This window comes from Rhizobium sp. Leaf311 (genome assembly GCF_001423445.1).
Taxonomy (GTDB): Bacteria; Pseudomonadota; Alphaproteobacteria; order Rhizobiales; family Rhizobiaceae; genus Agrobacterium.
The window spans coordinates 217,538-229,963 of the sequence record NZ_LMNZ01000024.1; the positions used below are offsets into that span (position 1 = coordinate 217,538).

General features: G+C 57.6%; 11 protein-coding genes. 6 read left to right on the forward strand and 5 right to left on the reverse strand.

The annotated features are described in order from the left end of the window. Position 1 precedes the first annotated feature (1 nt). The 4 genes from ASF69_RS22405 to ASF69_RS22420 all read right to left on the reverse strand — a co-directional run bounded on the left by ASF69_RS22405 (position 2) and on the right by ASF69_RS22420 (position 4,615). Positions 2 to 841: an ABC transporter permease gene (locus ASF69_RS22405; RefSeq protein ID WP_062590771.1), complete on the reverse strand. Its 840-nt coding sequence runs from the start codon at positions 839 to 841 to the stop codon at positions 2 to 4. 5 nt (positions 842 to 846) lie between these two features. After that, entirely contained in the window at positions 847 to 1,857 is a 1,011-nt protein-coding gene (locus tag ASF69_RS22410) for an ABC transporter permease (protein WP_062590772.1), read from the reverse strand. A gap of 93 nt (positions 1,858 to 1,950) precedes the next feature. Then, complete coding sequence (locus ASF69_RS22415) at positions 1,951 to 3,516, reverse strand: ABC transporter substrate-binding protein (RefSeq protein WP_062590774.1); 1,566 nt, start codon at positions 3,514 to 3,516, stop codon at positions 1,951 to 1,953. A gap of 241 nt (positions 3,517 to 3,757) precedes the next feature. Then, entirely contained in the window at positions 3,758 to 4,615 is an 858-nt protein-coding gene (locus ASF69_RS22420; RefSeq protein ID WP_162238108.1) for a rhodanese-like domain-containing protein, read from the reverse strand. Positions 4,616 to 4,794: 179 nt separating this feature from the next. Between ASF69_RS22420 and ASF69_RS22425 the strand changes: the two genes are divergently transcribed. Continuing rightward, the gene (locus ASF69_RS22425) at positions 4,795 to 6,597 is read left to right on the forward strand and encodes an ABC transporter ATP-binding protein (RefSeq protein ID WP_062590778.1); all 1,803 of its coding nucleotides are present in this window, start codon (positions 4,795 to 4,797) and stop codon (positions 6,595 to 6,597) included. Between the two features lie 41 nt (positions 6,598 to 6,638). On the opposite strand, the gene ASF69_RS22430 is transcribed toward ASF69_RS22425, so the two are convergent. Continuing rightward, entirely contained in the window at positions 6,639 to 7,331 is a 693-nt protein-coding gene (locus ASF69_RS22430) for a GntR family transcriptional regulator (RefSeq protein WP_062590877.1), read from the reverse strand. A gap of 201 nt (positions 7,332 to 7,532) precedes the next feature. Between ASF69_RS22430 and ASF69_RS22435 the strand changes: the two genes are divergently transcribed. The 5 genes from ASF69_RS22435 to ASF69_RS22455 are packed head-to-tail and all read left to right on the forward strand — an operon-like array spanning position 7,533 to position 12,412. Beyond that, positions 7,533 to 8,195, forward strand: coding sequence for an aspartate/glutamate racemase family protein (locus ASF69_RS22435; RefSeq protein WP_062590879.1), 663 nt, complete (start codon positions 7,533 to 7,535; stop codon positions 8,193 to 8,195). Further along, complete coding sequence (locus tag ASF69_RS22440; protein WP_062590780.1) at positions 8,192 to 9,559, forward strand: amidohydrolase family protein; 1,368 nt, start codon at positions 8,192 to 8,194, stop codon at positions 9,557 to 9,559. The genes ASF69_RS22435 and ASF69_RS22440 overlap by 4 nt, the downstream gene beginning before the upstream one ends. 11 nt (positions 9,560 to 9,570) lie before the next feature. Further along, entirely contained in the window at positions 9,571 to 10,497 is a 927-nt protein-coding gene (locus tag ASF69_RS22445; protein ID WP_062590782.1) for a dihydrodipicolinate synthase family protein, read from the forward strand. Further along, positions 10,497 to 11,255, forward strand: coding sequence for an SDR family oxidoreductase (locus ASF69_RS22450; protein WP_062590784.1), 759 nt, complete (start codon positions 10,497 to 10,499; stop codon positions 11,253 to 11,255). The genes ASF69_RS22445 and ASF69_RS22450 overlap by 1 nt, the downstream gene beginning before the upstream one ends. A gap of 5 nt (positions 11,256 to 11,260) precedes the next feature. Next, positions 11,261 to 12,412 (forward strand): MalY/PatB family protein, encoded by a 1,152-nt coding sequence (locus ASF69_RS22455; protein ID WP_062590786.1) that lies wholly within the window; start codon positions 11,261 to 11,263, stop codon positions 12,410 to 12,412. Positions 12,413 to 12,426 lie beyond the last annotated feature (14 nt).

Below are 12,426 nucleotides of genomic sequence, written 5' to 3' on the forward strand. Positions count from 1 at the left end.
CTCAGTCGAGTTCGTTCCGGCGGCGCGGGTTGAACCAGTCAGCAAGAGAATCGCCGATCAGATTGAAGGAGAGCACCGCAAGCAAGATCGCCGTGCCGGGGGACAGCGCAACCCAGGCGGCACTGCGCACGAATTGCAGATTGGCGGATACATCCGCACCCCACTCCGCCATAGGCGGCTGCGCACCAAGCCCTAGAAAACCGAGACTTGCCGTTTGCAGAATGGCACTGCCCAGCGCCAACGTGGATTGCACCAGCAGCGGCCCGAGCCCGTTGACGAAAACATATCGAAACAGGATGCGCGGCATCGGTAGCCCAAGTGAAATTGCTGCCTCGACATAGGGTTTGACGGAAATGCTGAGCGCCTGGCTACGGGCAACGCGGGCAAATTGCGGGGCGAGCGTGATCGCAACGGCCAGCATCGCATTCTCAAGGCTTGGGCCGAAAGCAGCGGCCAGCGCGATGGCCAGCACAAGAGCAGGAAACGCCAGAATGGCATCCACGATACGCATGACGATACTATCGAACCAGCCACCAAGAAAACCTGCCAGCATGCCGATAGTCACGCCAACGACAAAAGCGATGGCCACAACGCCCACGCCAATGGCCAAGGTGGCGCGACCGCCATACATGATGCGGGTGAAGATATCGCGCCCAAAGGCATCTGTGCCAAGCCAATGCTCGAAGCTCGGCGCGGCCAGCTTGTGGAGCACATCCAGCTTGGTTGGCGAATAGGGCGAAATCATCGGCCCGAACACGATGACGCAGATGAGCAGTAACAGGATGATACTGCCGGCCAGAGCCAGCGTATTTTTGCGCAGGAAGTTGAAAAACTCTGACATCGGGCTCACTTCATCTTCTTGCGGACACGCGGGTCCAGAACGCCGTAGAGAACATCGACCACGATGGAGGTGAAGACGAACAGCAGCGCAAACACTAAAGTCGTGCCCTGAATGACAGGATAATCCCGGTTCTTGATCGCCTCGAACATGTAACGGCCAATGCCGGGCCATGCGAAAATCGTTTCGGTCAGGATCGCGCCGCCAAGCATTTCCGCAAATTTCAGACCGACGACAGTGATGGCCGGCAGCAGGGAATTGCGCAATCCGTGGCCCAAAATGACATCGGCCCGGCGCAGACCCTTGGCTTTGGCCGTGCGAATGAAATCCTCGCCCATCACTTCCAGCATGGTGTTGCGCACGAAGCGACCAAGCGTAGCCCCGAGAAAGGCAGCCAGCACGGCGGTGGGCAGGATGAGGTGTTGCAGGGCGCTCCAGGCGGCGGCCCAATTGCCGGTGACGATGCCATCCAGAATGGCAAATCCCGTCACCGGTTCAGCAACAATGAAGGAACTCATGCGGCCCGAGACCGGCAGCCAACCGAGATAGGTGGCGAACAAAAGTTGCAGGATCAACGCCAGAAGAAAGGCAGGCATCGAAACGCCCACCAGTGACACGACGCGGGTGATGTGGTCGAATGTAGAATTTGGGCGCGTGGCGGATAAAACGCCAATGGGAATGCCGATGATGATGGCAACGATGACGGCCAGGACCGAAAGCTCGATCGTGGCAGGCAGGCGTGTGATAATTTCATGCGCCACCGGCTGTCCGGTTTTTAAGGATACGCCGAAATCGCCCTGCAACAGCCCCGTGACATAGTTGAAAAACTGAACGGGAAAAGCCTGATCCAGATCCAGCTGCGCCCGCAGCGCATCGATTTGCTCCTGCGTCGCACCGGGACCGAGCAGGGTCACCGCCGGATCGCCGGGAATGAACCGTACCAGCGAGAACACGATGACCAGCACGATACACATGACGGGTATCAAGGCGATCAACCGGCGTAGAATAAAACTGGCCATTCCCTGCCTACTCATATCATCGAAAAATGATCTGCACCGGTTCCCCGCTGCAGATCGGATCAAAGGGCGCGCTGGATGCGCGCCCGGAAAGACTTACTTCTTGAAAACGCCCCAATATTCATTGAGCGGCGGTGCACTGTTGACGACGAGACCTTCGACATTGGCACGCTGAAATACGATGAGCTTGGGACTGAAGAGATAGACACCGGGAACGCGCTTGACGATTTCTTCCTGCACCTGATGATACAGAGCCGTGCGGGCCGGTACATCCACAGTCTGCTGCGCCTTGAGGATCAGATCGTCCAGCACCTTGTCTTCCGGCATACGGAACGTCATGGCAGAGTTGGCAAGCGACGACAGATAACCGATCGTGATATGCGCATCCGGATCGTTGTACCATGGCTGGCGGCCGTCAAGTGCTGCATCGAACTGGCCAGCGGTCTGAAGAGCGCGGTAGGCCGGAAACTCTGTCTGTTCGATGGTTGCATTGATGCCGATATCGGCCAGATTGGCCTGCACATAGGTGGCAACTGCTGCCCAGAGCGGACCCTGGAAGCTGTAGAGCTTCAGCTGGATTGTTGAGGGATCGACTTTTGCTTCCGCAAGCAGCTTTTTCGATGTTTCAGGATCATAGTTCGGCGCCAGATCCTTGATCTTAGGATCGAAAGCCCAGCTGTTGGTGGTCAATGGACCATAGACACGTTCTGCGGTTCCGCCGAAGACACCGTTCAACAGTCCATCATAATCAATGGCATGAGCCACGGCCTGACGCACACGGATATCCGCAAACGGGCCGTCTTTCTTTCTGTTGTTGAATTCCAGCTGGCGAATGATCTGGCTGGGAGCCTCAAGGATCTTCACATCGGCATTGGACTTGAGTGCCGCGATGTCTTCAGCCGCAATGGCGGAAAGCTGGCCTTGCTGCTGCACGACATCCACGCCACCGCTTTCTAGCTCGAGACGACGGGTCGAGGCTTCCGGGATGACACGGTAGATGATGCGTGAAAGCTTTGGCGCGCCACGGAAATAATCCGGGTTGGCCTCCAACACCACATTGGTGTCCGCCTGCGCGCTCTTGAACGAAAACGGCCCAGTGCCGACCGGATTAGAAGCGAATTTGTCACCGAACTTCTCGACGGCAGCAGGGCTGACAATGGCCGATTGCGGCTGCGCCAGAATGGAAAGAAACGCGGGATAAGGCTCTGTGAGACTGATCTTGACTTCCGTGGGTGAAATGACCGCAATGTCCTTGATCAGACCGAAGGTTGCCTTAACATAAGAGTTGGTGGCCTTGGTGCGCTCCAGCGAGAATTTTACCGCAGCAGCATCAAAGGACGTGCCGTCCTGAAACTTGACGCCTTCTCGGATTTTGAAATCGAACTCCTTGCCGTCAGCAGACACGGTCCAGCTTGACGCCAATCGGCCTTCCAGCTCCTTAAAGTCCGGCGCCGTCCAGGCAACCAGCGTATCGAAAACATTGAGAATGATCTCGCTGCCAACAGGCTCGGCCTTGTTGGTGCCTGGCTCCAGACTAACGGGATCGGATGGAACGGCGATGACGAGTGTTTTCAACTGGTCATCGTTTTGCGCGTTGACCGCGCCTGCAAATAGCGGAACAGCAACGAAAGCTGCGGCGGCTAGTCCTTTAAAGAGTTTCATGGGCACGACCCTTTCGCGGTGTGATCGAGGCGTTGGGCAGCCTCAGCTCGGCTTCATGCTGTCAATATAATCGCGGCTAGCGCCTCTGATATTCCACGAAATATATCATCGCTTGTGAGACTGTAAAGGTGATCTGCAAGCAATTTGAACAAATAGCTATTATTGCTTATTCTTTGTGCAAAAGAGGAAAATTTATATTATCTGCGGAGGGTTTTGAGCAAAATCTGAGCGTCAAATCTCCTCAGACCGGATCTGCACCGGTGACGACAGGTCGCGTGGGATCGCTGACCCAGGCCGACCATGATCCGGGATACATCGCGGCACCGATGCCAATGGAGGCGAGCGCGAGGACCGTATGTGCCGCAGACATTCCCGCGCCGCAATAGACCCCGACAGGCTTCCTGCCATCGGCGCCCAGCGCCCGATACATTTCCCGCAAGGTTTCTCCATCAGTGAAGTTTCCGTAGTCCGTCACATTGTCCAGCGCTGGTGCGCTCAATGCATGGGGAATATGCCCGCGTGGCGGCTGGCCTGGCGCGACTTTCCCGCCAATGTAATTTGGCCGGATGCGCGCATCGAGAAGAACCCCATCGATCGCCAGCTTCAATGCATCGTCGGCACCAAGCTCGACCATATGTCCCGGCGACAGAACGATGTCGCTCGGCGCTGGTGTCGTAATCTCATCTGTCACCGGCATATCCGCAGCAATCCACGCCGGAAAACCGCCATCCAGCACCCGCACATCCGGCAGGCCTGCCCAACGCAAGACCCACCACGCACGTGCCGCCGTCATGCTGCGGTCAGCATCGTAGATGACGATCGTACTGGCAGGCCGTAGACCCCAGCTGCGTGCCTTGGCCTGAAGCTCTGCAATGTCTGGCAGGGGTCTCTGCCCGCCTTCTACGCTCGCGGGGGACTGAAAATCAGTATAGGCTTGCGTATCTATCGCGCCTTTGATCCGCTGCCCGTTGAACGAGTTCTGGCCCGTATAGGGGTTGATGGAATGCACGGAGATGACAGTAACATCCGCACCAGAGGACAACATGTCCTGCAACTGAACTGGCGTCAAAAGAACCGAGATGCGCGTTGTGTCAGTCATGGTGATCTCCAGATATACGGGCGGGAAGAGGTGTTCCTCTCTTGTCATGGTAAAATCAACCATCTCATAACCGATGACAAGCAATAAATATCTCACGTAATATTCTACGAGATATTTTTTATTGACATTCACCCCTCCGCAGGCTGCAATGCGGTTCTCAAGAGCCGGAGTATCGAAAATTGACAGTTCTTTCGGTCGAAAATCTGACAACCGCATTTCGCCGACACGGCACCTGGAACTCCGTGGTCAACAATGTAAGTTTCAGCATCGACGCTGGAGAAACGGTGGCGATTGTCGGCGAGTCCGGTTCCGGCAAAAGCGTCACGGCTATGTCGATCATGCGGCTATTGCCGGAGCGCACATCGCGCGTGACCGGCACCGTCAGGCTGGGCGAAACCGAGCTGCTGTCGCTTCCTGAACAGCAGATGCAGGACTTTCGCGGCAATGACATTGCCATGATTTTCCAGGAGCCGATGACCTCGCTCAACCCCGTCCTCTCCGTAGGCCGCCAGATTGCCGAATCGATCATCCGGCATCGCGGCATCTCTAAGACCGAGGCGCGGGCGGAGACGGTGAGGCTTCTCGAGCGGGTGCGCATACCCGCCGCATCCAGCCGTTTCGATGAATATCCACACCAGCTTTCCGGCGGCATGCTTCAGCGCATCATGATTGCCATGGCGCTCGCCTGTCGTCCGAAACTGCTCATCGCCGATGAGCCGACCACGGCGCTCGACGTCACTGTTCAAGCCGAAATCCTGCAACTGATCAAATCCTTGCAGGATGAGGAAAACATGGCCGTCCTCTTCATCACCCATGACATGGGTGTTGTGGCCGAGATTGCCGACAGGACCGTGGTTATGTTCCGCTCCCGCGCGCTCGAAACCGGCAAGACCGAACAGATTTTCGCCGAACCCGCCAATGTCTATACCAAGGCTCTGCTCTCTGCCGTGCCAAGGCTGGGTTCGATGGAAGGCCACGACTGTCCGGCCACATTTGCGCTGACCAATACGGATACCGGCGTTTCCGCTGCGGAGCGCGAGATCGCGGGAACAATACCGGCAGGAAAGTCACCCATCCTGGAAGTGCGAAACCTAATCACCCGGTTCGATATCAAATCCGGTGTCTTCGGGCGCGTCAGCGGGCGGGTGCATGCGGTCGAGAATATATCGTTTGATCTGCATGAGGGTGAAACGCTGGCGCTCGTCGGCGAATCCGGCTGCGGCAAGTCCACCACCGGGCGGTCTGTGCTCCGTCTGGTTGAGCCGGTCAGTGGTTCCATCCGCATCAATGGACAGGATGTTCACTCCCTCACGCCAGCGGCTTTATCCAAGCAACGCCAACATATGCAGATGATTTTTCAGGACCCCTTCTCCAGTCTCAATCCGCGGATGCGCGTGGGTGAGGCCATAATGGAACCGCTGTTGTCGCATGGTTTGGCTTCGCCAAAGGATGCACGAGACAGGGCCACGGACCTGCTCGTCCGCGTAGGCTTGCAGGCGGATATGGCAAAGCGCTTTCCACATGAATTCTCCGGCGGACAGAGACAGCGCATCAGCATCGCGCGCGCACTAACGCTCAATCCGCGTCTCATCGTTGCGGACGAAGCCGTCTCCGCGCTTGATGTTTCGATCAAGGCGCAGGTTGTGAACCTGATGATGGAACTGCAAGAGCAGCTGAAAATCGCCTACCTCTTCATCAGCCATGACATGGCCGTGGTAGAGCGCGTCAGCCATCGGGTCGCAGTCATGTATCTGGGTGAGATCGTCGAGATCGGCACCCGCGCGCAGATATTCGGCAATCCGCAGCATCCCTATACGAAGAGACTGCTCAGTGCCGTTCCGATTGCCGATCCCGCAAGGCGCCATTTGCGGAAAGTGGCGGAGGGCGGGGAGATCGGCAGCGCTGTGCGCCCGGTGGATTACGTGCCGGTGGCCGCGCGCTATGCGGAGCCAGCGCCCGGCCATCTGGTCAAGGTTGCCTGAGAGGTCAGCGCATGCGCCAGGAACTGCGTGAGAGCGGAGACTTAAAGCGTCAACCCGCCCTGCCCGGTCGCGATCAGTGCACCGAGGATGCCGCTGCGGGTATTCTCGTTGTGCTCCACAATGACCTGCCGCGCCAGATCAGAATCACGCTTTCGCAAGGCCGCCACGATCCGGTGATGATCGACATTGGTTTCCGGGTTGATGTCGCGAACGCGCGCGCCCATGTAGAAAAGCCGCGCACATTCCTCCAGATGGCTCATCACCAGCGAATACAGGCGAGGATTGCGGGAACCACGGGCAATGGCGGAATGGAATTCCTGGTTGGAATCCACGAAGGTTTTCGTGCTGATCTCCTCGCCGATCACGTAGCTGACATCCGCCAGCTGATCGAGCGCATCGAGGTCTTCACTGGAAAGGTTCTTGGCCGCAAGCGCTGCCGCGGTCCCTTCCAGCATGCCACGAATGGCGAAGAGGTCGTTCATATCCTTCACGGTGACAGGCGTGACACGGTAGCCTCGGCGCGGATAGGCTTCCATAAAACCCTCGACGCAAAGCCGTGCCAACGCTTCGCGCACCGGCGTCTTGCTGACCGAAAGCTGCTCGGCAAGCTCCGGCTCGGACACATCCATGCCCGGCGCCAGTTCTCCGGTGATGATGCGCTCCCGCAAGATGGCGTAAGCCTTCTCCGTCAGAGACTTGCTGCGCTTATCCCCCGATCCATCCGCTTTGTTCAAAGCCAATCTCCAGTTTTGCGTCTACGCCATGCGCTTATGCCCGCAGGGTCAACATAGGTCAGTCGTCCGGGCATTGCTATGCACCGATTGCGCCATGGCCTAATCACCAACAGAACTTTGACAACCGGCGACGCACTGATATACTACGTAATATATTTTACAGATACAATCCTCGCATCCGTCCACGCCGCAGGTATCGCCTTGTCAGAAATTCTGGTCATCAATCCCAATAGTTCCGTCTCCGTCACGAGCTCCATGGAGGCCTGCCTCGGTCTCGTCCGCGACGCCACCCGCCACAGCATCCGCTGTACGGAACTCGCCAAATCCCCGCCCGGTATCGAGACGGACGCACATGTCGGTGAGGTCATCCCCAACATTATCGAAGCCGTGAGCGAGGCATCAGCGGATGCCTTCGTGCTCGCCTGTTTCTCGGACCCCGGCATTGCAACGGTCAGAAAGGCGACGACACGACCCGTGGTCGGCATTGCCGAAGCGGCTTACCTTGCAGCCCTTGGTCTTGGAGAGCGCTTCGGCATCATCTCGCTCGGTCAATCCTCTATTGACCGGCATCTGCGCTATCTGAAACATCTCGGCTTTGACGGTCGCCTTGCTGGAGACCGCTCCATCGACAAGACGGTGATGGAGTTGATGGCAGGAAACGTTGTGGACATCGTCTCACGCACAGCGAAAGTATTGCAGGCTGAGGACGGTGCCGATGTCATCATCCTCGGCTGTGCGGGCCTCGGCGGATATCGCCGCGCGCTCGAAGAGACACTCGGGCTTCCCGTCATCGATCCGGTTCAGGCAGGCGTGGCACTGGCATGTACAACACTGGACCTGCAATATGGAAGGCATGCATCATGAGCTATGATATCGTGATAACCGGCACCGTGGTTCTGCCGGATGGTCCGCTGGAAAACGGCTGGATTGCCATAAGTGGTGGAAAGATTGCCGCCATCGGCAGCGGTGATCTTCCAGACGCAGGCGAGAGGTTCGACGCAGGCCAAGACCTGATCATTCCCGGCGTCATAGATGGCCAGACCCATGCTTGCAGCTATGGCGGCCTGCCCGGCATCGCATCGACAACGCGCTCGGCGGTGGCTGGCGGTATCACCACCATCGTGGATATGCCCTATGACAATCCCGATCCGCTGAATTCTGTCGCAAGACTGAATGCCAAGATCGACGCAATCAATAAACATGCCCATTCCAACGTCGCGCTTTACGCCACGGTTACGCCCGACCAGTCCACCGAAGAAATCGAGGGTCTGATTGCACGGGGCGTGGTGGCGTTTAAAATCTCGACCTTCGAAAGCAGCCCGACGCGCTTCCCCCGCATCTCCTCCAACCAAACCTTGGAAATCTTCTCAGCCCTCGCCGATACGGATATTCCGCTTGGCGTGCACAATGAAGATCAGGAAATCGTGCGCGCACACATCGCCGCCTCCAAGGCCGCCGGTCGCGATGGCATCGAGGCGCATTCCGAAAGCAGGCCGCCAGCGGCTGAAATGGCGGCGACGGCACAGTTTCTGGAACTGGGTGCCGCCGCAGGCGCGCATGCGCATATCGTCCACCTCACGACCACGCGCGGCTTCGACATCGTGGAAAACTACCTGCTGGACGGCTTCCGAGCCACGGGTGAGCTCTGCGTGCACTATCTGTGGCTAGACCCTGAAATCGACGGGCCAAAGCTTGGCGCGAAGATGAAGGTCAACCCACCCATCCGCCCCGGGCAGATCGAGGCGCTGTGGGAAGACGTGGCGGATGGTCGTGTCGCCTTCGTCAGTTCCGACCACTCCAGCTGGCCGGTCGATAACAAATTCACCCCGTCCATTTTCGAGGCGGGCGCCGGTGTGCCGGGTCTCGAAACCCTGCTTCCGGCTTTCTATACCGGCGCGGAAATACGCGGTTACGATGCTGCAATGATGACGATCGAGCACCTCTGCGAACGGCCCGCCAAATTCTTCGGCCTCTGGCCCGAGAAAGGCTCGCTACGAGTCGGAGCCGATGCTGACATCACCATTCTGAAGGCTGAACGGCAGATCTGGGACTCGTCGAAAGCCCATGATGAACTGTGCTGGAGCCCCTTCGACGGACGCGAATTTTCGGTTGGCGTCGTGCGCACCTATGTCGGCGGCAAGCTGGCTTGGGATGGTGCCGACATCGTCAATGCAGCCGGTGACGGGCAGTACGTCTCTCGCGGCACATCCAGCTGGTTTGAAGCTTAAAGGAGAACGAGATGCCATTGATCAACAACCAGACATCGGGCGTTTTCGTCATTGCCTGCACCCCCTTTACCGATGACGGAGCAATCGATGTGACCAGCATCGATAGCATGGTGGATTTCTATTACGACAAGGGCGCGGACGGTCTTACGATCCTTGGCATGATGGGCGAAGCCCCGAAGCTGACGCAAGCCGAGTCCATCGCCATCACCCGCCAGACGCTGGCACGCTCGGGCGAAAAGCCCGTGGTCGTCGGTGTCTCCGCAACAGGTCTGGCTGCCATTGGCGAATTGACGAAGGCCGTTATGGACATGGGCGCCGCCGGCGTCATGGTCGCACCGCCATCCAGCCTGCGCACCGATGAGCAGATTATCGGCTATTACCGCAACGTCGTTGAGACAGTAGGCACCGACGTTCCGGTCGTCCTGCAGGATTTCCCGCTCGTTACTGGCGTGCAGATTTCCTCGAAAACGCTCGGCACCATCTTCGAAGCGCATCCCAGCATCGTCATGCTCAAGCACGAGGATTGGCCGGGCCTGCAAAAGATCACCGATCTGCGCAATGCCGAAGCCACGGGTCGCCGCCGGACCTCGATCCTGTGTGGCAATGCCGGTGTGTTCCTGCCGGAAGAGATGCAGCGCGGAGCCGATGGCGCAATGACCGGCTTTGCCTATCCCGAAATGATGGTAGAGGTCTGCCGCCTGAGCAATGAGGGGCGCTATGACGCTGCACAGGACCTGTTCGACGCCTATCTACCGCTGATGCGTTATGAACAACAACCGGGCCTGGGCCTCGCCATCCGCAAATATGTACTGGCCAAGCGCGGCGCAATTGCCAGCGCTGCCCAGCGCCGTCCGGGCTCAACTCTCAACGCACAGGCAATCACTGAGGTCGAACGACTGATCGAGCGCCAGACCCTTAAACTCGAGGCTTTGAAATAATGGATTTTTTGATTTCCGGCAAAACCGCCCTCGTTCTGGGTGCAAGCCGCGGCCTGGGTGCCGCCATCGCTAAGGGATTGGCCGCAGAAGGTGTCAAGGTTTTCGCCGCTGCGCGTAACGTGGGCACAATAGAAAAAACCGAAAACATCACGCCACTCACCGTCGATCTTTCGGACGCGACATCCGTCGCTGCGATGATCGCAACCGTGATGGCAGCGGGTGGCGTCGATATTCTGGTCAACAACTCCGGTGGCCCCAAGGCCGGTCCAGCCGCCGGTCAATCGAAAGAAAGCTGGGCCAGCGCCTTCGACAGCATGGCAACATCCATCTTTACAGTGACCGACGCCATGCTGGAAGGAATGATCGCTCGCAAATGGGGTCGCATCATCACCATTGGCTCCTCCGGTGTCGTACAGCCTATTCCCAATCTAGCCCTTTCCAACGGCATTCGCTCGGCAGTATCCGGCTGGTCGAAAACACTGGCTGGCGAGGTTGCGTGCCATGGCATCACCGTCAACATGATCCTGCCCGGGCGGATCGATACCGACCGCGTGCGTGAACTAGATGCAGGCAAGGCCGAGAAAACATCAAAGACGGTTGAAGCCGTGCAGGAAGCCTCTCGCGCCGAAATCCCGGCGGGCCGTTACGGAAAGCCGGAAGAATTTGCTGCAGTCGCGGTCTTTCTTGCCAGCGCGCAGGCCAGCTATGTAACAGGTTCGGCCATCCGGGTGGACGGCGGCATGATCAAGGGGTTCTGATCAGAATGGTAGACTTCGACAAAGTTGTTGAGCGTCGCGAGACCGGAAGCTCCAAATGGAGCAAATACGGACCGGATATCCTGCCCATGTGGGTGGCCGACATGGATTTTCCATCTGCCCATGAAATTGTCGATGCCATTAAATCCCGCTTGGAACATCCTTGTCTCGGTTACGGCATTGCGCGTGACGAGTTACGCGCCTGCATCGTGGCCGATCTGCAAACCAAATATGATTGGACGATCACGCCTGACGACATCGTCTTCCTGCCGGGCGTAGAGCCAGGCTTCAATATGGCGCTGAAGGCCATGCTTTCGCCGGGCGATGGCGTGCTGGTGCAGACACCAGTGTATCGCCCGATCCTCAACGCACCCGGCCATTGGGACATGAAGCGAATTGATGCGCCGCTGGTCGCCACCGACGGTGGTTACAAGATCGATCTGGACGATTTTTCCGCCAAGCTCAAGCGGTCCAAAGCCTTCTTGTTTTGCAATCCGCAGAACCCCACGGGCAAAGCCTTCACGCGTGATGAAATAGAAGCAATTGCCCGGCTTTGCGAAAGCAGTGGCACAGTGATCATCTCCGACGAAATTCATTGCGATCTGCTTTTTGACGGGAGGAAGCATGTTCCCGTCGCATCCCTTTCGTCCGATGCAGCAAGCCGGACGATCACGCTCATGTCAGCAGCGAAGACTTATAATATCGCTGGCTTGAAGACTGCCTTTGCCATCGTTCAAAATAGAGAGATGCGCGAAAAATACGTGCAATATCGCCTGGGCATGGTCGACAGCGTCAACATACTCGGCCTCGAGGCTACCTTGGCAGCCTATCGTCACGCGGATGTCTGGAAAACGGAAATGTTGGCCTATATCGAGGCCAACCGCGATTTCCTCTCGCGAGAAATAGCCACACGCTTCCCACAGATTCGGATGATCGAGCCTGAGGCGACTTTTTTGGCCTGGCTCGACTGCTCTGCACTCAACCTCCCGACCGATCCACAAAGCTTTTACCTGGAACACGGCAAAGTCGGCTTCAGTGCAGGGTCCGAATTCGGAGCGAATTATTCCGACCACCTGCGAGTCAATTTCGGCTGCCCCCGTGCGCTGCTTGAAGAGGCTATCAGTAGGATGGCGCGGGCATCGGCAATTCTTGAAAAATGATCGATATTTAAACT

Excerpts from the sequence above, each read along its gene's own strand:
- ASF69_RS22405 (WP_062590771.1), bottom strand. The coding sequence starts at position 841 with ATGTCAGAGTTTTTCAACTTCCTGCGCAAAAATACGCTGGCTCTGGCC.
- ASF69_RS22410 (WP_062590772.1), bottom strand. The coding sequence starts at position 1,857 with ATGGCCAGTTTTATTCTACGCCGGTTGATCGCCTTGATACCCGTCATG.
- ASF69_RS22415 (WP_062590774.1), bottom strand. The coding sequence starts at position 3,516 with ATGAAACTCTTTAAAGGACTAGCCGCCGCAGCTTTCGTTGCTGTTCCG.
- ASF69_RS22420 (WP_162238108.1), bottom strand. The coding sequence starts at position 4,615 with ATGACTGACACAACGCGCATCTCGGTTCTTTTGACGCCAGTTCAGTTG.
- ASF69_RS22440 (WP_062590780.1), top strand. The coding sequence starts at position 8,192 with ATGAGCTATGATATCGTGATAACCGGCACCGTGGTTCTGCCGGATGGT.
- ASF69_RS22445 (WP_062590782.1), top strand. The coding sequence starts at position 9,571 with ATGCCATTGATCAACAACCAGACATCGGGCGTTTTCGTCATTGCCTGC.
- ASF69_RS22450 (WP_062590784.1), top strand. The coding sequence starts at position 10,497 with ATGGATTTTTTGATTTCCGGCAAAACCGCCCTCGTTCTGGGTGCAAGC.
- ASF69_RS22455 (WP_062590786.1), top strand. The coding sequence starts at position 11,261 with ATGGTAGACTTCGACAAAGTTGTTGAGCGTCGCGAGACCGGAAGCTCC.